General features: G+C 52.7%; 22 protein-coding genes (1 of these 22 running past the window's edge). 1 reads left to right on the top strand and 21 read right to left on the bottom strand.

Annotation, left to right across the window (positions count from 1 at the left end):
• Positions 1-73 precede the first annotated feature (73 nt).
• From trxB to NST84_RS00770, 12 genes are all read right to left on the bottom strand, one after another.
• Complete coding sequence (gene trxB / locus NST84_RS00825; protein ID WP_342563793.1) at positions 74-1,027, bottom strand: thioredoxin-disulfide reductase; 954 nt, start codon at positions 1,025-1,027, stop codon at positions 74-76.
• Positions 1,028-1,176: 149 nt separating this feature from the next.
• Entirely contained in the window at positions 1,177-2,586 is a 1,410-nt protein-coding gene (locus tag NST84_RS00820; RefSeq protein ID WP_342563792.1) for a tetratricopeptide repeat protein, read from the bottom strand.
• Between the two features lie 227 nt (positions 2,587-2,813).
• Positions 2,814-3,764, bottom strand: coding sequence for a ribose-phosphate pyrophosphokinase (locus tag NST84_RS00815; RefSeq protein WP_342563791.1), 951 nt, complete (start codon positions 3,762-3,764; stop codon positions 2,814-2,816).
• A gap of 15 nt (positions 3,765-3,779) precedes the next feature.
• Positions 3,780-4,613 carry a histidinol-phosphatase HisJ gene (gene hisJ / locus NST84_RS00810; RefSeq protein WP_342563790.1) on the bottom strand — a complete coding sequence of 278 codons (834 nt, stop codon included), beginning with the start codon at positions 4,611-4,613 and terminating at the stop codon, positions 3,780-3,782.
• Positions 4,614-4,626: 13 nt separating this feature from the next.
• Entirely contained in the window at positions 4,627-5,322 is a 696-nt protein-coding gene (gene hisIE / locus NST84_RS00805; RefSeq protein ID WP_342563789.1) for a bifunctional phosphoribosyl-AMP cyclohydrolase/phosphoribosyl-ATP diphosphatase HisIE, read from the bottom strand.
• Positions 5,319-6,077 (bottom strand): imidazole glycerol phosphate synthase subunit HisF, encoded by a 759-nt coding sequence (gene hisF / locus NST84_RS00800; protein ID WP_342563788.1) that lies wholly within the window; start codon positions 6,075-6,077, stop codon positions 5,319-5,321. Before hisF ends, hisIE begins: the two co-directional genes overlap by 4 nt.
• A 294-nt stretch (positions 6,078-6,371) precedes the next feature.
• The gene (gene hisA / locus NST84_RS00795; protein WP_342563787.1) at positions 6,372-7,109 is read right to left on the bottom strand and encodes a 1-(5-phosphoribosyl)-5-[(5-phosphoribosylamino)methylideneamino]imidazole-4-carboxamide isomerase; all 738 of its coding nucleotides are present in this window, start codon (positions 7,107-7,109) and stop codon (positions 6,372-6,374) included.
• Between the two features lie 41 nt (positions 7,110-7,150).
• Entirely contained in the window at positions 7,151-7,780 is a 630-nt protein-coding gene (gene hisH, locus NST84_RS00790) for an imidazole glycerol phosphate synthase subunit HisH (RefSeq protein WP_342563786.1), read from the bottom strand.
• 1 nt (position 7,781) lies between these two features.
• Entirely contained in the window at positions 7,782-8,393 is a 612-nt protein-coding gene (gene hisB, locus NST84_RS00785) for an imidazoleglycerol-phosphate dehydratase HisB (RefSeq protein ID WP_342563785.1), read from the bottom strand.
• On the bottom strand, positions 8,383-9,690 hold the full coding sequence (gene hisD / locus NST84_RS00780; RefSeq protein WP_342566312.1) for a histidinol dehydrogenase: 1,308 nt from the start codon (positions 9,688-9,690) through the stop codon (positions 8,383-8,385). The genes hisB and hisD overlap by 11 nt, the downstream gene beginning before the upstream one ends.
• 116 nt (positions 9,691-9,806) lie before the next feature.
• On the bottom strand, positions 9,807-10,451 hold the full coding sequence (hisG, locus tag NST84_RS00775; protein WP_342563784.1) for an ATP phosphoribosyltransferase: 645 nt from the start codon (positions 10,449-10,451) through the stop codon (positions 9,807-9,809).
• Positions 10,452-10,524: 73 nt separating this feature from the next.
• Positions 10,525-11,742 carry an ATP phosphoribosyltransferase regulatory subunit gene (locus NST84_RS00770; RefSeq protein WP_342563783.1) on the bottom strand — a complete coding sequence of 406 codons (1,218 nt, stop codon included), beginning with the start codon at positions 11,740-11,742 and terminating at the stop codon, positions 10,525-10,527.
• Between the two features lie 322 nt (positions 11,743-12,064).
• Here NST84_RS00770 and gntK point away from each other — a divergent pair, with 322 nt between their 5' ends.
• Positions 12,065-13,594: a gluconokinase gene (gene gntK, locus NST84_RS00765; protein ID WP_342566311.1), complete on the top strand. Its 1,530-nt coding sequence runs from the start codon at positions 12,065-12,067 to the stop codon at positions 13,592-13,594.
• A 96-nt stretch (positions 13,595-13,690) separates the two neighbouring features.
• On the opposite strand, the gene NST84_RS00760 is transcribed toward gntK, so the two are convergent.
• The 9 genes from NST84_RS00760 to NST84_RS00720 form a co-directional block, all read right to left on the bottom strand.
• The gene (locus tag NST84_RS00760; protein ID WP_342563782.1) at positions 13,691-14,842 is read right to left on the bottom strand and encodes an acyltransferase; all 1,152 of its coding nucleotides are present in this window, start codon (positions 14,840-14,842) and stop codon (positions 13,691-13,693) included.
• 59 nt (positions 14,843-14,901) lie between these two features.
• A complete protein-coding gene (locus NST84_RS00755) occupies positions 14,902-16,119 on the bottom strand; it encodes an acyltransferase (RefSeq protein ID WP_342563781.1) in 1,218 nt (405 codons plus the stop codon).
• Positions 16,120-16,532: 413 nt separating this feature from the next.
• Positions 16,533-17,045 (bottom strand): acyltransferase, encoded by a 513-nt coding sequence (locus NST84_RS00750; protein WP_342563780.1) that lies wholly within the window; start codon positions 17,043-17,045, stop codon positions 16,533-16,535.
• A 7-nt stretch (positions 17,046-17,052) separates the two neighbouring features.
• Complete coding sequence (gene ppaX / locus NST84_RS00745) at positions 17,053-17,694, bottom strand: pyrophosphatase PpaX (RefSeq protein WP_342563779.1); 642 nt, start codon at positions 17,692-17,694, stop codon at positions 17,053-17,055.
• A gap of 7 nt (positions 17,695-17,701) precedes the next feature.
• Positions 17,702-18,733, bottom strand: a complete 1,032-nt coding sequence (gene lgt / locus NST84_RS00740; RefSeq protein WP_342563778.1) for a prolipoprotein diacylglyceryl transferase — start codon at positions 18,731-18,733, stop codon at positions 17,702-17,704.
• 15 nt (positions 18,734-18,748) lie between these two features.
• On the bottom strand, positions 18,749-19,687 hold the full coding sequence (gene hprK, locus NST84_RS00735; RefSeq protein WP_342563777.1) for an HPr(Ser) kinase/phosphatase: 939 nt from the start codon (positions 19,685-19,687) through the stop codon (positions 18,749-18,751).
• Positions 19,688-19,911: 224 nt separating this feature from the next.
• Positions 19,912-21,033: a sn-glycerol-3-phosphate ABC transporter ATP-binding protein UgpC gene (gene ugpC / locus NST84_RS00730; RefSeq protein WP_068721650.1), complete on the bottom strand. Its 1,122-nt coding sequence runs from the start codon at positions 21,031-21,033 to the stop codon at positions 19,912-19,914.
• A gap of 109 nt (positions 21,034-21,142) precedes the next feature.
• Positions 21,143-22,237 (bottom strand): helix-turn-helix domain-containing protein, encoded by a 1,095-nt coding sequence (locus NST84_RS00725; RefSeq protein ID WP_342566310.1) that lies wholly within the window; start codon positions 22,235-22,237, stop codon positions 21,143-21,145.
• Between the two features lie 108 nt (positions 22,238-22,345).
• A protein-coding gene (locus NST84_RS00720; RefSeq protein ID WP_342563776.1) for an NAD(P)/FAD-dependent oxidoreductase crosses the window boundary here: on the bottom strand, positions 22,346-23,282 show its 3' portion. The gene runs 23 nt beyond the window's last position; 937 of the gene's 960 nt are visible here — the last part of the coding sequence; its start codon lies off the right edge, out of view; its stop codon occupies positions 22,346-22,348.

The raw sequence follows: 23,282 nt of genomic DNA, 5'->3' as shown, positions 1-23,282 counted from the left end.
AAAAAGCCGGCAGTTCCGCAGCAGCAGAATTACCGGCTTGATCTCATTTATTACACTCGCGGTACACCCTATGTTACTTATCCAGACTTTCGCTCCAGTCATGCACCATAGTGCCTTCCAGGTACTTCTCGGCATCCATCGCAGCCATACATCCGGTTCCCGCTGCAGAAATCGCCTGCCGGTAACGGGTATCCTGAACATCGCCGCAGGCGAATACGCCCGGAATGTTCGTTTCTGTCGTGCCCGGATTCACCACGATGTATCCATTGGCATCCGTTGTAATCTGGCCGCCCAGGAAGCCTGTATTCGGCGTGTGGCCGATGGCCACAAATACGCCGTCTGCTTCAATCAGCTCTTCCAGGCCTGTCTCATTGTTGCGCACTGTTAATCCTTTGACTCCCATACCCTCGACTGCCACTGCCAGCGGGGTACGGTTCAGCGCCCAGGTCACCTTGCTGTTATCACGCGCCCGGTCCTGCATGATCTTGGAGGCACGCAGTTCCTCACGGCGGTGAACCAGCGTTACGCTGGAAGCAAAGCGGGTCAGGAAGCTGGCTTCCTCCATCGCTGAATCGCCGCCGCCGACGACGATAATCTTTTTGCCGCGGAAAAAGAATCCGTCACAGGTGGCACAGGTGCTGACCCCGCGTCCAACATTCTCCTGCTCGCCCGGGATCCCCAGATATCTGGCTGAAGCACCGGTTGAGATAATAACCGTTTCCGCTTCCAGTGTACCCAGCCCATCCACTTTTACTTTAAAAGGACGCTGGGAGAAATCAACGGATTCCACCCAGCCGTTCTTGAATTGTGCACCGAAGCGTTCAGCCTGCTTGCGCATGTTCTCCATCAGGTCAGGTCCGAGAATACCTTCAGGAAAGCCTGGAAAGTTCTCCACTTCTGTCGTCGTTGTCAGTTGTCCGCCCGGCTGCAAGCCTTCAATTACGAGCGGGCTAAGATTGGCGCGAGCCAAATAAATAGCAGCAGTCAGTCCTGCCGGGCCTGTTCCGATTACAATCGTTTTGTACATCACTATGGCCTCCTTACGAGTAGGTAAAGATTTATAAGAAGAAACAGCGGTGAGACTTCTGGGAAGCCTTGTGCGTTTCCGGTAAACAATATAAGGATGCAGAATCGCGCATCATTTATTCCTGCTTGCTTATATTACCTTGCCATTTCTTAAATCTTCTCGGTGGAAGACGGCAGCTCCCCCTGTGCCATCTCCTGCTCTTCGGCAGAACCCGGGTTCTCCTTCAGGCTGCTGCCGATCAGCCGCTGCAGGCTGATGAGCGCCGCTTCCTGCAGCTTCTCCTCCTGCAGCGGCTCCTGCTGCAGCAGCTCGCCCAGCATCCCGGACATCTCTTCATCCTCGATCCAGCGGAGCGCTTCAGTAACCTGCATCCGGGTACCGGAATCGCCGTAACGCAGCGCCCAGAAGAACGAGGCACGCAGCAGCGGATTATTCCGGACTTCTGCCGTGAAGCTGCTGGCATTGTTCTTCCACTGCTTCAGCTGCTCCTGAAAAGGCAGCTGATAGTTGTAGCTGACCGGTGACATCGTCCGGTCCTCGGCCAGCGCCTGCTGCAGCTGAGCCAGGAAGAAGGCAGCTACCGGCGAAGCCGGGTCAAGCTTGGCAGCCTGCCGCCAGCAGCGCAGCGCCTCATTGTAGAGCCCGCTGTTGCTAGCCGCAGCAGCGCAATAATGGTACAGGCTTGCGTCTGCCCCAACCTCCTCATCCTTCAGCAGGCGGCGGAAGTGGCTGTATGCTGTTTTATGCCGGCCCACGATACCCATAGTGGTCGCCATTTTGAACACATGCTCCTTGTGGAACGGAACTGTGGCTTCCAGTCTCTCAAGCAGCGTATCCAGCTGGCCGCGGTCTCCGGCATACTGCAGGAAGATCGCCATATTGCAAAGGGCATGCAGATTACCCGGGTCCTGCTGCAGTACCTCACCCAGGCATTCCTTAGCCTTGGCAAACCGGCCCATATAAAAGTAGGCCAGCGCCAAATTATTGTGGGCTGCCAGAAAATCAGGGGTTACCTTAATGATCTCCTCCAGCAAATCCACTGCCTGCGGAAACTTGCCTTCCTCCAGCAGGCTCCGGGCACGGTCATGCTCCACTACCCCTTCCCGGCTCCGGATCCGCATCAGCGGAGCCGGACGGTCCAGCTCATACTGCAGCAATTCCATCAGTTCCTCCGACTCAGCCAGATACTCCCCTTCGGCATCCTGCTCCAAATAGGTCATCAGGGAGCGCTCAGCTTCCTCGAAGCTCTCCATATTGGCGTAATTATTAGCCATATAGAAGTGGCACTCCGTCATCGCCGGATCAATCTTCTCCAGTACATGGGCCAGAATATCATTGGATGCTTTATAATTACCCATCTCAGATAATATACCCGCCATGTTACAATGATTTACCGGATTCTCCGGCTCGTATTCAACAGCTTTGCGAAAATTCTTTAATGCCTTATCGTATTGAAAGCGGTCCATCGACCGAACGGCTCTTTCAAAGAAAAAATTGGCATCCAGATTTACCGGAATGACATTGCTTAATTCCGCCTCATCTGAAGTTCTCTCAATCATGGAAGCAAGGCACCTCCCTTTGTAAGCTTCCTTTTCCTCAAGCAAAAATAGGAGTACAGCGTCATATAGACACTCCTGGCTCCTATCTTAAAGCATTCTATCGTTTCCATCTCTGGATAAACGCTGCTTCACACAGTATAACACATGTCAGAGGGGGATTCTCAAGCTAAGGGATGGTGGCACCTCAGGAAAAAAGATGTAGCTGCTTTGAACAAAAAACGCGGGAATTAGATTCCCGCGTCCCTGAACAATTTATCAATAGATCCGCCTTCAATAATAATGCGGGTGGCTTCAGCCAGCATCGGTGCAACGGACAGCACCTTGTAACGGGTAGAATGATCATCAGGCAGCGCAATGGAGTCAGTGACCACGATCTCATCAATATTATCATGATCCATGCGTGTCAGTGCATCACCGGAGAACAGGCCGTGTGTAGCACATACAATACTGTTACCGGCTCCGCGTTCCTTAAGACCCTCGACCACATTTACAATTGTCGTGCCGGTATCGATCAGATCCTCGATAATAATCGGCGTTCTTCCCTCAACATCTCCTATGACATGCGTGATGACTGATTCATTGTGCGCCGGGCGCTTCTTGATCATAATCGCAAACGGCGAATCCAGCCGGCTGGCCAGCTTCTCAGCCATAGAGGCACGGCCTGCATCCGGAGAGACGACAACAGGGTTCGGTATATTCTTAACCTTCAGATAGCCGCTGATCAGATCAAGCGCGGTCAGATGATCCACCGGAATGTTGAAGAAGCCCTGAATGGCTGCCGCATGCAGATCAATGGTTATGACCCGGGTTGCCCCTGCGGTGGTCAGCACATCGGCAACCATTTTGGCCGAGATCGGCTCGCGGGGAGCCGATTTCCGCTCCTGCCGGGCATAGCCGTAGTAAGGAACGATAATATTCACCGTTCTGGCTGAGGCGCGTTTGGCCGCATCAATCATCACAAGCAGCTCTACAAACAGCTCGTTAATAGGATGAGCGAGGGATTGCACCAAAAATACGTCACAGTTCCGGATGCTCTCCTCATAATGCACATAAATCTCACCGCTCTTGAAACGGGTCAGCTTAATGGGGCTGAGGGGTGCACCAAGACGCTCCGCAATGTCTGCGGCCAGCTTCGGATTAGACGAACCGGAAAAAATACGCAATTGATGATGCTGCATAATACCCTCCTGGGATCATAGTTTAAGCTCAAACGGAACCGATGAACGGCGACGGCCTTCAAACACCGCAAGCTCGCGGAAGCCGGTACGCCACAGCAGGCTGCGTGCCTCCTCTAGCCCGTCCCCCAGCTTGGCCGGATCGTGGGCATCAGAGCCGAGTGTCAGCGGAATACCCAGTTTAAACGCCTCCTGCAGTACATGCTCCGCCGGGAACATTTCGGCGCAGGGCTTGGTGAGGCCGGAAGCATTGAGCTCCATGGCAATACCGCTTGATGCAATCGCCTTCAGCGTGCCAAGCTCCAATTCTCTGGCTTCAGCCTTTTCCTCCGGAGTCTGCGGACCGTAACCGAACCGTTTGATAACATCCATATGTCCTATAATATCATATAATCCCGATAACGCCGACTTCCGCACCGCATCATAATAACGGCGGTAGACCTCCATTACATCCTTGCCTTCCCAGCCTCCGGTCTGCCGGTGATCGGTAATATCCCACTCTCCGAGAAAATGCACAGAACCGATCAGATAATCCCATGGATAAGGCGACAAAAGCTCGCGGATCTGCTCCTCGTAGCCTTCAATATAATCCGCCTCCAGCCCCACCCGCAGATCAATGACTCCACGGTAGCGTTCCTTCAGTGCCAGGCATTCCTCGACATACCGCGGGAGTTCAGCCAGCGGCATGGCCATCTCTGGATAATAGCTGTCCGGATCTACATGAATCAGCGGCAGGTGATCGGACAGGCCCAGCTGCTGCAGGCCCAGCTCAATCCCGCGCTGTACATACTCCTCCAGCTTCCCTACCGCGTGCCCGCAGCGCTCATGATGGGTGTGATAGTCGATATGCATACCTCTGCTCCTCCTAGTCGCGGCGCGGCCGCTCGTGGCGGGCGCTCAGCTCCTCCAGAATCTCATCCAGCGGCAGCTTGCGCTCCTGCAGCAGCACCAGCAGGTGATAGATCAGGTCGCTCACTTCGAGGCGGAGCTCGGCATTATCTTTATTTTTGGCGGCAATTATGGTCTCGGAGGCTTCCTCGCCCACCTTCTTCAGAATCTTGTCTACACCCTTATCGAACAGATAGGTTGTATAAGCACCCTCCGGACGCTCCATTTCCCGCTCGGCAATTACACGCTCCAGCTCGCCCAGTACGGCAAAACGCCCTTCACCTGCAGCAGCCTTGGAGGATTGCTCAGTGTTCTGTACCTCTGCTGCCGGACCGGTAAGCGGAATTTCACGGTAAAAGCATGTATTTTCACCTGTATGGCAGGCAGGTCCTTCAGGAACCACCTTCACCAGCAGGGTATCACTGTCACAGTCATAGTGAATTGAACTAATGGCCTGGGTGTTGCCCGAGGTTCCGCCCTTGTGCCACAGCTCGCTGCGCGAACGGCTCCAGAACCAGGTCTGTCCGCTCGTAAGCGAGAGACGAAGCGATTCCGGGTTCATGTAGGCGAACATCAGCACCTCCAGCGTGCGGGCATCCTGCACAACGGCAGGCAGCAGTCCGGATTCGTTCCAGCGGATATTTTCAATAATCGTTTCTTGTTCTTGGCTCATCGGATCTCTACCCCTTTAGACTTCAAATCTGCCTTCAGATCATGGATTGCAATTTCCTTATAATGAAAAATAGTAGCGGCAAGCCCGGCATCAGCTTTACCTTCGGTAAATACATCGTAGAAATCGCTGATCTTTCCGGCGCCGCCCGAGGCGATAACAGGAATGCCTACCAGGCTGCTCACAGCGGCTGTCAGCTTCAGATCGAATCCGTCCTTGGTTCCGTCAGCATCCATACTGGTAAGCAGAATTTCACCGGCACCCAGCTTTTCGGCTTCTTTGGCCCAGGCCAGCGCCCGGATACCGGCCGGCTTACGCCCGCCGTGCGTGTACACTTCCCACTCGCCCCAAGCCTCATTATATTTGGCATCCATTGCCACTACAATACATTGGGAGCCGAAGCGGCGTGCGCCTTCCAGAATGAGCTGCGGATTGGTGACTGCAGCTGTATTAATACCGATCTTATCGGCACCGGCGCGCAGAATCCGCTTCATATCGTCCGGGGTTGAGATACCGCCGCCCACCGTAAAAGGAATCGCGATCTCCCCGGCGGTCTGCCGGACGACCTCTATCATCGTGGCCCGTCCTTCTACTGAAGCGGAAATATCCAGAAATACCAGCTCATCCGCCCCTTCACGGTCATAAGTCGCCGCCAGCTCCACCGGATCCCCGGCATCACGAAGATTAACAAAATTCACACCTTTGACTACCCGCCCGTCTTTTACGTCCAGACAGGGGATGATACGTTTGGCTAACATGCGGCACCCCTCCAACTGCTTTCCAAATATTACAATCTTTTCATGCAAAAGCTTTTTCGATCCCCCTAAATCCCCCTTAGCCAAGGGGGACCCCAAGGGCCCCGGCCCTCTGGACACCCGGATGGCTGTCTTAGGAGAGGCCGAGGCGCACCCGGCAACAATGAGCAGGCAGCGCTAGCCCCTGCGGGGCCGCTTGAACAATATGTGCTCCTGCCAATTTGCAAAACAGCAAAAACGAAGACTGGAAAATTGCAAAAGTGCAAAGCTGCAAAACCTTTTAAATTCTACATGCTTCTATTTCTGCCCAAGCGCCGAAAGCGCTTCGGTCAAATTGATATTGCCGGTATACAGCGCCTTGCCGACGATGGCTCCGCCGATTCCGCTACCGCTATGTACATTCAGACGCAGCAGATCATCCAGAACGGTAACGCCACCGGAAGCAATAACTGTCCGTCCGCTGGCAGAGGCCATGGAAAGGATGCCCTCAATGTTCGGACCCTGCATCATTCCATCGCGCGAGATGTCGGTGTAAATGAACGTTTCGGCTCCCTTGCCTGCAAGCTCTTTTGCCAAATCCTCTGCACGTACTTCCGAGGTGTTCAGCCAGCCGTGTGTCGCCACATAGCCGTTCCGCGCATCAATACCAATCGCCACTTTATCACCGTATTTGGCCAGTACCGCTTCCGTGAAGGCATGGTCATTGATGGCCGCCGTTCCGATAATCACCCGGCTCACGCCAAGGCCCAGCAGCTTCTCCACATCAGCCAGCGAGCGCAATCCGCCGCCCACCTGTACAGGAACGTTTGCGTTTTTGGCGATAGTGCCGATAATGGCATCGTTCACCGGATGGCCCGCCTTGGCACCGTCCAAGTCGACGAGGTGAATGAATTTCCCGCCTTGCTCTTCCCACGACTTAGCCACCTCTACCGGGCTGTCGTTGTAAATGGTCTCCTGGGCGTAATCGCCCTGCTGCAGTCTTACACACTTTCCATCCCGGATATCAATCGCCGGATACACGATAAAAGAAGACATGTGGCACTCCCTGCTTTCCCTAAAATAGATTTATAGCGGGCTTACGCACGCTCCTGCCCGTTCTTTATCCGCAAAAAATTGCCCAGCAGCTTCATGCCCAGCTCTCCGCTCTTCTCCGGGTGAAACTGCATGCCATACACGTTATCCCGCCCGACTACTGCCGTTACCGGATGCCCGTAATCGGTGACGGCGATCAGGTCACTCTCCTGCTCCACCTGTGCATGATAAGAGTGAACAAAGTATACATGCCCTTCTTCCAGGCCATCCAGCAGCGGACTCTGCTGCTGCTTAAAGATCAGCCTGTTCCAGCCCATATGCGGCACCTTGTAGCCTTCACGCGGGGCAAAACGCACGACGGCACCCGGCAGCATATTCAGTCCGGTATTCTCCCCGTGCTCCTCGCTGCTGCTGAACAGCAGCTGCATGCCGAGACAAATACCCAGCACAGGCTGACCGCCGGCAGCAGCCTGCTTCACGATTTCGTCGAGGCCGCTTGCGCGCAGCTGCTCCATCGCATCGCCGAAGGCACCGACTCCCGGCAGGATGACGCTGTCCGCTGCAAAAATCTCCTCAGCCTTGCCCGTCACCAGACTTTCATAGCCGAGCCGCTCTATTGCTTTGCTGACGCTGTGCAGGTTGCCCATGCCGTAATCGACGATTGCAACGGTCATGCTACAGCACTCCCTTCGTAGAAGGTACACCCTTTACACGGGGATCGATCAGTGTCGCTTCATCCAGCGCGCGTCCGAGCGCCTTGAATACCGCCTCAATCATGTGGTGGGTATTGGAGCCGTAGTGCACAATCACATGCAGCGTAATCCGAGCCTCCAGCGCGAACTTCCAGAGGAATTCGTGTACCAGCTCTGTAGAGAAGCTGCCTACCTGCTGTGACGGATATTCCGCACGGTACTCGAAATGCGGCCGGTTACTGATGTCGATCACGACCTGTGCCAGCGCTTCGTCCATTGGAATGAACACACTCGCGTAGCGTTTAATGCCTTTTTTGTCACCGAGCGCCTCACGCAGCGCCTGTCCCAGACAGATCCCGATATCCTCTACCGTGTGGTGGTCATCAATATCAATATCTCCGCGCGCCTGCACCGAAAGGTCAAATTGGCCGTGCTTGGCGAACAAATCCAGCATATGGTTCAGGAAAGGGACATCCGTCTCCAGTTCAGCAACCCCGCTGCCATCAACGCCTAACGAGAGGGTAATATCTGTTTCATTTGTTTTGCGGCTAAGACCGGCTTTGCGTTCTGCCAGTTCGTTATTGTTATTCTCCATCCTCTGCTCCACCTTTCGCTTCGTTCTCCAGTCTGATTTGTATCGCCCGTGCATGCCCTTCAAGGCCTTCGCGTCTGGCTAGCTCCATAATTGTCTCCCCGTCACGCAGTAGCGCTTCCTTGCTATAGTAGATCAGGCTTGATTTCTTAATAAAATCATCCACATCGACCGGCGAGGCAAACCGCGCTGTGCCGTTGGTCGGTATAATATGATTCGGTCCGGCAAAGTAATCGCCGACCGGCTCCGAGCTGTACGGCCCGAGGAAGATCGCTCCGGCATTCTCAATGCTGCCGAGCAGGCCCATCGGGTCCGCTGCTACAACCTCCAGGTGCTCCGGCGCCAGCCGGTTGACCACCTCAATGCCTTCCTGCAGCGAGTCCACGACGATAATCGCGCCGTGGTTCTCGACGGAGGCGCGCGCCACTGCCTCGCGCGGCAGATCCTGCAGCTGCCGCTCCACCTCGGCAGCAACACTGTCCGCCAGGCTGCGCGATGGCGTCACCAGAATGGCCGAGGCCATCGTGTCATGCTCGGCCTGGGAGAGCAGGTCGGCCGCGACGTAGGCCGGCTCGGCGGTATCGTCGGCGAGCACGACGATTTCGCTCGGTCCGGCGATGCTGTCGATATCGACAACGCCGTAGACCTCGCGTTTGGCCAGGGCAACGTAAATGTTGCCCGGCCCGCAGATCTTATCGACCGGCGCGATGCTCTCCGTGCCGAAGGCCAGGGCGGCGATCGCCTGCGCGCCGCCTACCCGGTAGATCTCGTTTACGCCCGCTTCAGCGGCGGCAACGAGAATGTAAGGGTCAATCCCCGCCTTGCCGCCCGTGGCCGGCGGGGTGACCATCACGATCTCCGGCACCCCTGCGATTTGTGCCGGAATGACGTTCATCAGCACGGATGACGGATAAGCCGCCGTGCCTCCCGGAACATAAACGCCCACCCGCTTCAGCGGGCGGATGATCTGCCCGAGGATCGTACCGTCCGGCTGCAGATCCATCCAGGAGCTGCGTTTCTGGCGGGCATGAAACGCCCGGATATTAACGGCAGCAGCGCGGATAGCGGTGACGAACGAATCCTCCACCCGGCTGTAGGCAGCCTGCAGCTCCTCAGGTGTCACCCGCAGCTCCGGTGCATTCAGCACCGTGCGGTCAAACTGCTCCGTGTAACGGAGCAGCGCGGCATCGCCTTCTTTTTTTATAGTAGCCACGATCTGCTTTACGCTCTCGTTCTGCTCCGGCGTTCCGTACTCCACTTCCCGCTTCAGCTTAAAATCCTTACTCGATTGAACCTTCACCGCCGCTTCCCCCTTCTGCACATGTAACGCATTAATCCTGTATCCCATTGCCTTCTATATATCATTCGCCTGCTCTTTCATCTTTAGGAAACTGGCGGCTGCTTAACTTCCCGTTATCACTTCAGCTGCAAGCCCGGCTCTCCGATAACCGCCTGCAGGCGGTCGCACAGCTGCTGTATTTCGTCATTTTTCATCCGGTAGCTTACCCGGTTGGCTACCAGCCGGCTCGTAATTTCGAAGATACTCGTCATTTCCACCAGCCCGTTATCCTTAAGGGTCTGGCCGGTCTCGACCATATCGACAATCCGGTCTGCCAGGCCGATTAGCGGCGCAAGCTCGATGGAGCCGTTCAGCTTCACAACCTCTACCTGCTGGCCCTGCTCACGGAAATAACGCGAAGCGACATTCGGATACTTGGTCGCTACCCGCTGCTGGATTCCCGGCTGCCAGTTGGGCAGGCCGATGATTGACATCCGGCAGCGCGCAATACCAAGATCGAGCAATTCATACACATCGCGCTCCTCTTCGAGCAGTACATCCTTACCGACAATTCCGATATCCGCTACGCCATACTCCACATAAGTAGGCACATCAACCGGCTTGGCCAGAATAAACTCCATCCCCGCCTCAGGCAAGGAAATGACCAGCTTGCGCGACTCCTCCCCGTCCGGGGGAATCGGCAGACCCGCCTGGCGGAACATCTCTGCCGCTTTAGTGTAAATCCGGCCTTTCGGCATGGCTACCTTCAATATCTGCCCCATGTCACTTGCCTCCGTTTCTTATAACCCTTTTAACAATATCTATATACTATAGGTTCATCCGTTCCCCTTCGGCTCAGTAATGCTCACTTACAAAAGACACAAAGGTATATATTTCACCATACCGTTCGCCATTTGCTTCAACCTGCTCCAAATCAAGCCGCTTTACAGTCTTCAGATCCTCAGGACCTGCGGCGAGTCTGGTCACAACCATATGTCCTTCAGAACGCAGCCTTGCCGCTTCTGTTAGCCCTTCAGTCCGCCGTTGCGCGTCATACTGGACTAAAACCGGCAGCTCCTCTTCCTCTGGCATACCGGTCACGCCGTCCAGAATCCGGTTCGTCTTCAGCGAAAACCCTGTTGACGGAACCGGCCGGCCGAACTGCTGCAGCAGGTTGTCATAACGGCCGCCGCTGCATACCGGAAATCCAAGCTCAGAGGCATAGCCCTCAAAAGTCATGCCAGTATAATAGGAGAAATCACCGATCATGGTCAGATCGATCAGGACATGCTCAGATACCCCGTATGATACAAGCACTTCCCACACCTTGCACAGATGCTCGATGGAAGCGCGGGCCAGCGGATGGCTGCTGAGCTCCAGTGCCTGTCCACAGATTTCCTTGCCGCCGCGCAGGCGCAGCAGCCCGTACAGCTCGTTCTTCTGGGCATCCGGCAGCTCAAGCCGCCGCAACGTATCACGGAAGGCCACATAATCACGGCCAAGCAGATGGCTCTTGAGCTCCTCCTGTGCTTCCGGCAGGTTGGGCACCGCTTCCTGGAACAGGCCGTCAAGGAAGCCCACATGGCCCATAGCAATCTTGAAGGAATTCACACCGGCTGCCTGCAATGAGGCAATAGCCAGTGCAACGACCTCGGCATCCGCCTCGGGGGAGTCATCGCCGACCAGCTCCACGCCGGTCTGGAAGAATTCAGCCTCGCGGCCTGCCTCCTCCTCAATAGCCCGGAAGACATTGGCGTGGTAAGACAAGCGCAGCGGCAGCTGCTCATCCTTGAGCAGCGAGGATACCACCCTTGCCACCGGGGCGGTCATTTCTGAACGCAGTACCAGCGCCTGTCCCCGGTTATTCAGCAGTTTATAAAGTTTCTGGTCAGACGTGGAGCTGGCCACACCAACCGTATCGTAATATTCCAGTGTAGGGGTTATCATCTGCTGATATCCCCAGCGGCTCATGCAATGCAGCACATCATGTTCAATCTTGCGCAGCTTCTTGACTGCTCGCGGCAGATAATCACGTACACCTGCCGGTTTCTCGAATCCCTTCGGCTTGGACATCTTCATTAGTCACCTCGTCAGAGTTCATAAAAAGTTATGTAATTCGCTTTACTATGGTAAAGTGGTAGTAAAGTAAAGTGGTGGGAACATCGTATCATGGACTGTCTTCATACGTCAATAATACCTTACCTTCCTGCCGGATAACACCTGTCCTTTCCAGCCCCTCTCCGTTACTTACCCAACTTATTGATTCATATCTTTGCCACTATGTTGAACGGATACTATAATGAACTAATATAATTCTACCGCACTTCCCGCATTCAGCGTTCCAAGTATCTATTCTCAAGCAGAAAGAAGGACTGTGAACTTGAATCCATCGTATATGATCGGCGTTGATATTGGAACTACAAGCACCAAGGCTGTTCTCTTCAGGGAGAACGGAAGCATCGTCATCCAGGCGAGTGAAGGTTATCCGCTGCATCAGCCCTCGCCGTCAGTTGCCGAGCAAGACCCGGATCAGATCCTGAACGCTGTCCTCCATACGGTAGCAGCAGTGATGCAGCAAAGCGCCATCCGCCCGGACGAGCTGCTGTTTCTCTCCTTCAGCTCCGCTATGCACAGCGTAATCGCAGTTGACTCTGACGGCAAGCCCCTTACCGCCTGTATTACCTGGGCTGATAACCGGAGCAGCGCTGCTGCAGCCCGCCTGAAGAATGAACTGAACGGACATGAGCTGTACCTGCGCACAGGCACACCGGTTCACCCCATGTCTCCCATTACTAAGCTGATGTGGCTGGGTGAGGAGCAGCCGGAGCTGTTCCGTCAGACCTATAAATTCATTTCTATTAAGGAATATATTTTCGCTAAACTGTTCGGCAAATATGTTGTAGATTATTCGATTGCCTCCTGCACTGGTATGTTCAATCTGGAGCATCTGGACTGGGACCCGGAAGCCTTGCGTATTGCCGGAATAACAGCCGACCGGCTGTCGGAGCCTGTCCCCACTACCCGGGTAATCCAGGGGCTGCTTCCCGGCTTTGCCGAACAGCTTGGACTGCTTGCTTCAACGCCGTTCGTCATTGGCGCCAGTGACGGGGTATTGTCCAATCTTGGTGTAGGTGCAATCAAGCCCGGCGTAGTAGCTGCTACCATCGGTACGAGCGGCGCTATCCGCACCGTAGTCGACCGCCCGCTGACAGACCCGAAGGGCCGGATCTTCTGCTATGCCCTGACCGAGAATCACTGGGTCATCGGCGGGCCGGTCAACAATGGCGGCATGCTGTTCCGCTGGGTACGTGATGAGTTTGCCGCTTCGGAAGTGGAAACCGCGAAGCGCCTCGGCATTGACCCGTACGAGGTCCTCACGCGTATAGCCGAGCAGGTGCCTCCCGGCAGTAACGGGCTTCTGTTCCATCCTTATCTGACTGGTGAACGCGCTCCGCTGTGGAACCCGGATGCACGCGGCTCCTTCTTCGGGCTGAGCATGACCCACCGCAAGGAGCATATGATCCGCTCGGTGCTGGAGGGCGTTATCTTTAATATGTACACCGTACTCCTGGCAATGGAGGAACGCATTGGCCGTCCAAGCCGGATTCTCGCTACCGGCGGGTTTGCCCGTTCTTCCCTCTGGCGGCAGATGATGGCCGATATTTTTGATCAGGAGGTCATCATACCGGAGAGTATTGAGAGCTCCTGTCTCGGAGCAGTTGTGCTAGGGCTGCATGCCACAGGGCGGGCTGAATCCTTCGACATTGTATTTGACATGATCGGCTCCACTCACCGGCATGAACCGGTAGAAGCGCATGCCAAGGTCTACAAGCAGCTCCTGCCTATCTTTATCTCTGTCTTCCGCAGCCTGGAGAGCCAGTATGAGGCCATTGCAGCGTTTCAGCGTGAACAGGCCGGAGAGTAAGCTGTCTGACCCTCAGTAAGGTCAATGTCTGCTTATAACAAACAAGCGCCGGCATGGCCTGTATGATACAGGCTATGCCGGCGCTTTACTTTTCGCTTAAACGGCTGTTTTGGATTTTGGTTTCTGCGGCGCGGAGCCGAACAGCACCCAGGCTGGTTTTACATACCGGAAGGCAACCGCCACGACCAGCCATGAGAGCAGGAGCGCCGCGAGGAAGCCTCCGGCGATAGCTGCCGTATAGGCCAGCGAACCGCCGTGAAACGGCAATTTACGGTAGAAGAACAGAATTGCCGGATGCAGCAGATAAATACCGAATGAGCAGGCACCGACTGAAATCAGCATTCTTGTCAGCAGACTGCGGCCCGCCCCGTACAGCAGGAAGGACAGCTGCAGCAGCGCCAGACAGGAGAGCAGCGCATGAAGATTGGAGAAGCCCTCATACCAGAGGCTGTTAATCACTGTCTTCTTGGTGTAGTTGTTGAACCACAGCTCTACATGAACAACCCCTGCAGCCGCCCATAACAGCCATAAAGTGATCCACGCTCCGCCTTTGCCGGATTTCCAGCCTTCACGCGAAGGAATTAGCCATTTTTTCAGAGAACTATAGTACACGGCAACCGCCGCTCCCAGCAGGAAATAGGAGAAGTAGGTAATGGAAAGACTGCCCTTGGACAGCTGCCAGTAGCCGTTGTTCGTCATATATTTGTTCAGCAGCACGAAGCCCCATTGCAGCGCAAGCCCGATGACCGGTGCCCAGGCAGCAAGCTTACGGGCTTTTTGTAGACACCACAGCATCAGCGGGAACAGCAAGTAGAACTGGATAATAATAATGATGTAATACAAATGGGTGTAGGCCGTCCCCGTCCATAGGTACTTCCACAGCTTGGCTGCCATATCGTCCAGCGGCATGGTCCAGGTATGTCCGGCCGTCATTTTTAATATGAAATACAATGCTGAAAAAACAAAATAAGGTACAATAATGTAAATCAGCCGCCGGCTATAAAACTTACCCAGTGTCTTTCCGCTGAGCGGACGGTCGATATAATTGTAAAACAGTACAAACCCGCTCAGAAATACAAACGATGGTACCGCGAATTGGCTGAATTTGTTGATGAACAAAAACGGATGAAACATCCCTGTGCCCAGTGTCTCCGATAATGTACGTGAAGTGGCGTGAATCGCCAGTACCGCAAAAATTGCAATTGCCCGAAATATATCCAGCTGCGGAATTCTTTCTTTATGTCCCATTTATGTTCCTCCTGTTAAGCTCCGCATCCCGGATTTGTTTATTAGACAGCCCATCTGCTTCAAGCCCCATGATTCCCGTTTATTTCAACCTGTACCTGATCGTTTCCCGCTGTATATCCCGGCCTCACCTTTACCGGAGGGGCAAGCGACCGTGGCACACTTCCGAATACAACCCAGCCTAGCGGGAATCTGCGGAACGTAAACTGCACAATAATCCAGCTGCCTGCCAGTGCAACCACAAGTCCGCCATAGATAAACCCTACATAGAGTAACGACTCAGGTGAAATGCTGTAACGGAACCGTCTGTACACGGCAAGCAGCAGCGGATGGATCAGATAAATTGCAAACGACAGCTCCCCCAGCCTTGTCAAAAAAGCAACCAGCCATCGCGGAGCCCTCCTGTAGAGCAAAAAGGTCACGTATAGCAATACCAGCGCCGACAGCAGCGTATGCACATTCCACAGCAGCTCGTACCACAGCGAATCTGTCCAAATCCCGAAGTGGCGCGCTTCATACCATAACTGGACATGAGTAAAAGCTGCCGCCAGCCAGGCGGTGAACAGCAGTACCGTCAGCCTTTTATGCAGAGCCGTAAGTCCGCTCCATGGCTGTACCAGCCACTGCTTCACCTTTTCAAAGTTAACTGCAATATACGCACCCAGCATATAATAAGCCAGATAAGAGATAGCCAGACTGCCCTTCTCCACTATATGAAGCTGATATTTGTTCCAGAAAATAAACCCCCACTGCAGCATCAGCCCAAGCGGAAAAGCCCATTTCACCCAGAATCCTGAACTTTGCAGAAGCTTCAATAATAAAGGAAACAGCAGATAAAACTGAATACTAATGAAGACGAAATACAAATGCGCATAAGCTGATCCCGAAAAAAGCGCCCCGAGAAAGCTCGACAGATTCTCACCCGGCTGCTGCATCAGCACCCCGTTCACATACAGAGTCAGCACATAGTATCCGATGGAGGCAAGCAGATAAGGCAGCAAAATGTACTTCAGCCTGCGCCGGTAAAAGCTGCCGATCAGGCTTTTCGTAACCGGACGCCCATAATAATTGTAGAACAGCACAAAGCTGCTGAGAAAAATGAACGACGGGGTCCCAAATTTGAAAAAAATATTGATCCAGTTAAGCCAATAATAATAGGGGGAATTCAGTGCCTGCTCCCCGGCCGCGAACGATGAAGAATGCACATGCAGAACACCCGTGATGGCCAGGGCACGGTAAATATCCAGCTGCGGCAGTCTTTCCTGTCTGGCTGCACTCATGATAATGGTTCCTCTTCTCTGCTTATAATGGCTGTTCATATAGACGCCAAAGCGAGCGGATCATGATGACTGTACCTATCAGGAAGCCTGTCCTATGCTGATTATTCATTCTGATATGTGCTGCAGCTTCTCTGTGCCGGCTACATGCTTATCTTATTACCAGTATACCGCTTCTTTTGCTGCCAGGGCACTTAAACCTTTCTTAATTTTTCTTAAAAACAGATAAGAAAAGGTCCGCTGCCACCCTGCTAACATAAAATAACCCCACAAAGTGAGGCCTTAACATGGAGGCTGACTCAGGTACTTTACAGGGACCCCAGGACATATAGATGCTTATTTATAAAAAAAACCTGCAGCTCCTGCGCCGGTACACGCATTCTGAAACTGCAGGGTAATTCCTGATGTCCTGTCCTTTACTGCTCGTCCCGTACAGCTGCTGCTGCAGAAGCCGGACGCAGCTCCCGGAGCGGATTACCGCCGACAAAAGAGCCGGCTGCCACATCCTTGTGTACTACCGAGCCGGCAGCGACAACGGCCCCGTCACCAATCGTGACGCCTGGAAGAATCGTCGTGTTCGCTCCAATCAGTACATTTTCTCCGATTATGACTTCACCCAGGCGGTATTCCTTGATGAGATATTCATGCGCCAGAATCGTTGTATTGTAGCCAATAATAGAATTTTCACCAACCGTTATCTTCTCCGGAAAAAACACATCGACCATCGCCATAAGGCCGAATGCCGTATGCTTGCCTACCTTCATGCCAAGTATATTACGGTAGATCCAGTTTTTGACCGGCAGGATCGGACAATAACGGGCAATCTGGATAAAAATAAAATTGCGCACGCCCTTCCACGGGCTGACTGTGCGGTAGATGTACCATAATGAGTTATGTCCCTCAACCGGATAACGGGTTACTTTTCGCACGGTTCATTCACCCTTGCTCTACAATAGTCAACAGATCAGCCATATCCTGAATAATATAATCGGGATTATATTTACGCAGTGTTTCCTCGCCCTTCAGTGACCAGGCAACCGCCGCTACACGCACACCGGCTGCCTGGGCCGACTGAATATCCACCGCACTATCCCCAACCATAAGCGTCCGCTGCGGATCAGCATTCAGATTACGGACTGCTGTCAGCACCGGCTCCGGATGAGGTTTGGCATGTTCTACATCATTTACGGTAACAATCGTCTCCATATACTTGAGCAGATCGAACATCTCCAGCGCTCTAAGGGTAGTCGGCCGGATCTTCGTCGTAACAATCCCCAGCTTGATTCCGCGCCGCAGCAGCTCGTCCATCGTTTCATTTACACGCGGAAAAGCAGCCACCAGCTCATCATGGTGCGCGTTGTTATACGCACGGTATGAAAGCTCCAGTGCGCTTGTATCTACCAGCCCGGAAAAGGTGCTTATCTGTTGCTGCAGCGTTGTCCCCATATGAGGAATAATCTGCTCCCGGCTTAGCGGGGGCAGATTATTTTCCTTAAGTGCATGCATAAACGAGTTAATAATCAGCTCGTTCGTATTTACGATCGTTCCATCCAGATCAAATAACACATGTTCTATCATTTCAGGTTTACTCCTTACGTTGCTCATTCTCCGCTTTATCTGCTTCAGACTGGGCATCCTGCGAGGCTTTCTGCGGAGTAACCGCGGCATGCTCCGGCACAACCGGTTCACCGGCCGCAAGCTTCGTGCTGACAATAGGGTCAGAGTAATAAGCATTCGCCTGGCCTGTCACCCGGCGCACGACAATGATGATAACCGCCGCGATGATGATCAGCAGGGCCAGCAGCTGGGAGATGCGGATATTACCGTATGCAGGATCAAGATAGCCCTGTTCAAAGCCCATCCACTTCATCGGACTCCACAGCCCGTCAACCAGTGAAGCTACACCGCTGCTTCCGTTGAAGCCCAGACTGTCGGTACGCAGTGCTTCAATAAAGAAGCGCCCAATAGAATACCAGATGAAATAGGACAGGAAGATCTCACCGGCGCGTACAAATTTCTGGCGGCGCAGGACCATCAGCAGCGCAATGCCGAGCAGACTCCACAGCGATTCATACAGGAACGTCGGATGGTGAAAAGCATCACCTATGTACATTTGATTAACAATGAAGTCCGGCAGATGCAGCTTGTCACGCAAAAAGGACTCTTCAATCGGACCACCGTAGGCCTCCTGGTTAACAAAATTACCCCAGCGGCCAATCATTTGTCCGGCAAGCAGACTTGGTGCACAGATATCTACAATACGCCAGAACGGATATCCCTTATAGCGGAAGTATATAATCCCGCAGATAATAGCCCCGATTAAGGCGCCGTATATGGCAATCCCGCCGTTCCAGATTTTAAAGACATCAATCAGGTTGTCCTTGTAATCATCCCACATGAAAGCAACGAAGTAGATCCGGGCACCAATAATGGCCGACGGTACGCCCAGCAGCAGCAGATCCATAAAGAACTCCTGGGGAATATTAAACCGCTTGCCCTCACGGATGGCCAGAAACAGGCCGACAAGCGCTCCGGTTCCCAGAATCAGCCCATACCAGTGTACCGGCAGCGACCCAATGGAGAATACAATGGGATTAATCGCCAAAGAAAAAAACATGTTTTCACACTCCTCCTAGTCCAGATCATCCATGTCTTCAGAGATGGTGGCTGTAAGTTTGTTGGTAAACTGAAGAGCGGCGTTAAAGCCCATTTGCTTCAGGCGGTAATTCATTGCGGCAACTTCAATAATAACAGCAAGGTTTCGTCCGGGACGGACCGGAATCGTTACAAGAGTTACATCTGTATCAATAATCCGTGTAGTCTCCTCATCCAGGCCAAGACGGTCATACTGTTTGTCCTGCTGCCATGCCTCAAGACGCACGACGAGTGTAATACGCTTATGATTACGAATGGCGCCTGCACCAAACAGGGTCATTACATTAATAATCCCGACACCACGGATCTCCAGCAGATGACGGATTAGCTCCGGAGCTGTACCATGGAGCTGGTTATCAGAGGTCTGGCGGATTTCTACTGCATCATCGGCAATCAGGCGGTGTCCGCGTTTAACCAGTTCAAGTGCCGTTTCACTTTTACCAATACCGCTGCTGCCGGTAATCAGCATGCCCACGCCGTTAACATCGACCAGAACGCCATGAATGGTTGCGGTAGGTGCCAGTCTGCCTTCCAGGAAGCTGGTCAGTCTACTGGAAAAAATCGTGGTTGCCATCGAGCTGCGCAGTACCGGAAGCCCTTTTTCATTACTGGTATCAATCAGCTCCTGCGGCACCTCCAGTCCTCGTGTAATTACAATACATGGAGTATTATCTGTACAAATACCTTGGATTCTTTTAATACGCTCTTCCTCGGGAAGCATCGAAAAGAACGCCAGCTCCGTCTTACCGAGCAACTGCACACGTTCTTCAGGATAATATTCGAAATAACCGGCCATTTCCAGCCCGGGACGGTTGAGATCATCTACTGTAATCGGTCTTTTAAGACCTTCATGCCCGGAAACCACTTCTAATTGAAAATGCTGTACCAATTCAGATACTTTTACTTTCTTAGCCATGTATGTTCTTCCTTTCGTCGCCTGCGGTCAGTCCGCCGCTGTTCCGCGTCTGGATATCAATTTCTTATTCACCCATCCGTAGATAATTCTCCTGCTATCTTAATGGATAACGTCTATGAATGCAATCTTAATGCCTGTCTCTCTGCTTAATCCCGCCGGGGCCAACATATGAAAAAGGCCGCCCTTTCAGGCGGCCTCTCTCAAGCAGGGAAGATACTGCTATCTTAGCCCAGCAATACGTTCAGTTCGGATTCTTTATCGAAGATATGAACTTTGTTCATATCGATTGCCAATTTTGGCTTGCTGCCTTCACGGGTAGTAGAACGTCCGTCTACACGGGCGATTACAGTTCCTGTGCCCACGCCGCTCAAGTAGAGGAGCATTTCGTGACCGAGGTTTTCTGTAACGTCTACCAGGGAAGAGAAGATTGTGTTAGGGGAAGCTTCCAGGAATACTGGCTCTTCATGGATATCTTCCGGACGAAGACCAAGAATTACTTCTTTACCGATGTAGCCTTTGCTGCGCAGGATTGTTGCTTTGCCGCCTGGAACTTCAACATCCAGGTTTTCAGCGCGGAAGCGAACTGCACCGTTAACATCGCTCAGGGTACCATTGATAAAGTTCATTGTAGGGGATCCGATGAATCCGGCTACGAACAGGTTAGTAGGCTCATTGTACAGCTCTTCAGGGGAAGCAGCCTGTTGAATGATACCGTCGTACATAACTACGATACGGTCACCCATTGTCATAGCTTCTGTCTGGTCATGCGTTACGTAGATACAAGTGGTTTCAAGGCGTTTAACCAGCTTAGTGATTTCGGCGCGCATCTGACCACGAAGTTTAGCATCCAAGTTGGAAAGCGGCTCATCCATCAGGAAGACTTGCGGATCGCGGACGATCGCACGGCCCAGAGCGACACGTTGACGTTGACCACCGGACAGAGCCTTAGGTTTACGTTCCAGCAAGTGCTCGATATCGAGGATTTTCGCAGCTTCGCGTACTTTCTTGTCGATTTCTTCTTTCTTCACTTTGCGCAGTTTCAGACCGAATGCCATGTTCTGATATACGCTCATGTGCGGGTACAACGCGTAGGATTGGAATACCATCGCGATATCGCGGTCCTTAGGAGCAACGTCATTGACTACACGGTCGCCAATGTACATTTTTCCTTCAGAGATTTCTTCCAGACCAGCGATCATACGCAGGGTTGTGGATTTACCGCAACCGGAAGGTCCAACCAATACGAGAAATTCCTTATCTTTAATATCAAGATTGATATCCATTACTGTTGCTTTATCAGAACCCGGGTATTTTTTGAAAATATGCTCTAAACGTACGCCTGCCATTGTATTTCCCCCTCGAGTTTATTAATTAGGATAAAAATAAATCGCTTTCTTGTACATTTATCTTACCCCAGACGTGCAGAACTGGCTATTTGTAACGTTCACAAAAAACCTATTTTCTTTTCGTCACTTTATACAATAACATGGCTAACTTCACAATCGCCGCATCGCCGAAGCTCCGGACATCAGCTCCTGTTTCCTGCTTGATCTTATCCAGCCGATACAGCAATGTATTGCGGTGAATGTACAGCTTTTTTGCTGTCTCACTTACATTGCAGTCCATTTCAAAGAATGTCTCCAGGGTAAGGAGCATCTCTTTGTCAGCCAGCACAGAGGAGTAGTCGCCGATCTGTCCCAGCAGCTGTCGCCGCCGGCTGTCTGGAATACTGTTAACCAAACGTTCCATATGCAGCTCCCATGGAAGATGGATATAATCACCGACCTGAAAAATCCGGCCAAGCACTATCGTCTCCCGAAGAAGGGCAACAGAGCCTGTCAGGCCTTTCACAGGAATAATAGCCGGTGCTACAGCCAGATGGAATACACCGACCCACTCGCTTGCAATCAGCTCATGCAGTCCCATGCTGGTCTGGGCCAGCAGCTCATCTTCACTTTCTTCCTCATCTTCCTTATCATCTCCGCCAGTGAGGAGTTCCTTACGGGCCAAAATTAGCCATTCCTTCTCCTGGAGGGGAATAAGCAGTACATCATTTTCAAAATAGTTACGCAGCAGCTTCATTAACGAACGGTAAGTCATCTGCGGATTATGCATATTTTCACTTACCAGCAGAAAAGGAATCATATCTCCGAATAAACGTCCCTTGAGCGTCATCTCATCCGGTATTTCCGCATCAATCTTTTCCTGCTCCAGCTGCGAGTTAAGCCAGACACTGAGCTGGCGTGCTTCTACCTCGCCCTCTTCCTTCAAACCGGTAGCTTTAAGGGCAACCGCATAATTAAGTGCTGCAAAATTGACCAATTGCAGCTCCAGCGGGGATAAGCCGTCCATCTCAACCCATAGTGCAGTGAACCGGCCTTCATTCTCGTATAAAGGAACCCATAAATGCCCATCATAGGTAACCGGCTGATCCGGCTGTTCTGTGCCTGCACCAAAAAGGGAAGCCGAATGCTGCCTCCCGAGCTGTTTGATTCCGGTTCTTTTTCCCGTGAGCTGCTCCAGTCTTTGACGCAAAGTCTCACTATCCATAGTCACCATGCTCCACCACTTTTGCTCTTTTCGCCTATTTTATCATATTTTGCAATACGATGCGGACAAGCCCTTCTGAAGGATACCAGACATTCAATCCCGCCGTTCCTAGTTAATGGCCTTTGGGCTGCAGACTGCATGCTGAGACTCAGGAAGTTTAGGGGGATTAAGCTTCTTCAGCACTTTATTCATCCAGATCCCGGCAATCGCCCCTTCACCCATAGCAACTGTAGCCTGTTCCGCATGAACAGCAATATCACCGGCTACCCAGAGATGCTCGACGTTTGTCATTAAGGACCGTTTATTTGCTTCAACATGCCTATTCTTATGCAGAGTCACTCCCAGCTGGGCAGCCAGCTCTGAATGGACCGGATTTTTCCCAAAAGCAATAAATCCCCGTTCAGCCGGGATATTCTCCCCATCCTCCATAACAACATGCCTGATACACCCATCATTTTCATGGACAATTTCGGCAGCAGCCTTTTCAATGTATCTGATTCCCTCGCGAAGGAGACGATCGATATTTTCTAGAGAGACAGGTTCACGCTCATGATTAATATAAATAAGGTCCCCTGTACGCTCACGCAGAACAAAGGCCATGTTCGCCCCCGCATCACCGGAGCCCAGTAGCACCGTCTGCCGGTTCTCTATTTCGTATCCGTCGCAGTCAGGGCATACGTAGAGGGTCCGGCCCATCGTTGCTTTCATTCCCGGCAACTCCGGAAAACGGTCCATAACACCCGTCGCCAGCAGTAAAGTTGTACCCTCATACTGTTGACCCTGCTGCCCGGTTAACAAAAAGCGGTCCTCACTCTTTTGCGCTGAAATGATCTTATCGGTTATAAACTCCACACCTGCTGTCTCAGCCTGCTGCCGGCCTTTGGAGCGCAATTCTTCACCTGATACTCCATCCGGCCAGCCAATAATATTATGATAGCTCCGGCACAGCGTTGATCTTCCCGCACCTGCATCAATGACCAGTACACGGTGCACAGAGTAGCGTCCTAACTGGATAGCTGCCTGAAGACCGGCAAACCCGCCTCCG

Source organism: Paenibacillus sp. FSL R7-0345, assembly GCF_038595055.1.
Lineage (GTDB): Bacteria > Bacillota > Bacilli > Paenibacillales > Paenibacillaceae > Paenibacillus_AQ.
This window is presented reverse-complemented; position numbering and strand designations above follow the sequence as displayed.

What these genes read in the sequence shown, in the direction of transcription:
- trxB (WP_342563793.1), bottom strand. Translation starts at nt 1,027, where the DNA reads ATGTACAAAACGATTGTAATCGGAACAGGCCCGGCAGGACTGACTGCT.
- NST84_RS00820 (WP_342563792.1), bottom strand. Translation starts at nt 2,586, where the DNA reads ATGATTGAGAGAACTTCAGATGAGGCGGAATTAAGCAATGTCATTCCG.
- NST84_RS00815 (WP_342563791.1), bottom strand. Translation starts at nt 3,764, where the DNA reads ATGCAGCATCATCAATTGCGTATTTTTTCCGGTTCGTCTAATCCGAAG.
- hisJ (WP_342563790.1), bottom strand. Translation starts at nt 4,613, where the DNA reads ATGCATATCGACTATCACACCCATCATGAGCGCTGCGGGCACGCGGTA.
- hisIE (WP_342563789.1), bottom strand. Translation starts at nt 5,322, where the DNA reads ATGAGCCAAGAACAAGAAACGATTATTGAAAATATCCGCTGGAACGAA.
- hisF (WP_342563788.1), bottom strand. Translation starts at nt 6,077, where the DNA reads ATGTTAGCCAAACGTATCATCCCCTGTCTGGACGTAAAAGACGGGCGG.
- hisA (WP_342563787.1), bottom strand. Translation starts at nt 7,109, where the DNA reads ATGTCTTCTTTTATCGTGTATCCGGCGATTGATATCCGGGATGGAAAG.
- hisH (WP_342563786.1), bottom strand. Translation starts at nt 7,780, where the DNA reads ATGACCGTTGCAATCGTCGATTACGGCATGGGCAACCTGCACAGCGTC.
- hisB (WP_342563785.1), bottom strand. Translation starts at nt 8,393, where the DNA reads ATGGAGAATAACAATAACGAACTGGCAGAACGCAAAGCCGGTCTTAGC.
- hisG (WP_342563784.1), bottom strand. Translation starts at nt 10,451, where the DNA reads ATGGGGCAGATATTGAAGGTAGCCATGCCGAAAGGCCGGATTTACACT.
- NST84_RS00770 (WP_342563783.1), bottom strand. Translation starts at nt 11,742, where the DNA reads ATGTCCAAGCCGAAGGGATTCGAGAAACCGGCAGGTGTACGTGATTAT.
- gntK (WP_342566311.1), top strand. Translation starts at nt 12,065, where the DNA reads ATGATCGGCGTTGATATTGGAACTACAAGCACCAAGGCTGTTCTCTTC.
- NST84_RS00760 (WP_342563782.1), bottom strand. Translation starts at nt 14,842, where the DNA reads ATGGGACATAAAGAAAGAATTCCGCAGCTGGATATATTTCGGGCAATT.
- NST84_RS00755 (WP_342563781.1), bottom strand. Translation starts at nt 16,119, where the DNA reads ATGAGTGCAGCCAGACAGGAAAGACTGCCGCAGCTGGATATTTACCGT.
- ppaX (WP_342563779.1), bottom strand. Translation starts at nt 17,694, where the DNA reads ATGATAGAACATGTGTTATTTGATCTGGATGGAACGATCGTAAATACG.
- lgt (WP_342563778.1), bottom strand. Translation starts at nt 18,733, where the DNA reads ATGTTTTTTTCTTTGGCGATTAATCCCATTGTATTCTCCATTGGGTCG.
- hprK (WP_342563777.1), bottom strand. Translation starts at nt 19,687, where the DNA reads ATGGCTAAGAAAGTAAAAGTATCTGAATTGGTACAGCATTTTCAATTA.
- ugpC (WP_068721650.1), bottom strand. Translation starts at nt 21,033, where the DNA reads ATGGCAGGCGTACGTTTAGAGCATATTTTCAAAAAATACCCGGGTTCT.
- NST84_RS00725 (WP_342566310.1), bottom strand. Translation starts at nt 22,237, where the DNA reads ATGGATAGTGAGACTTTGCGTCAAAGACTGGAGCAGCTCACGGGAAAA.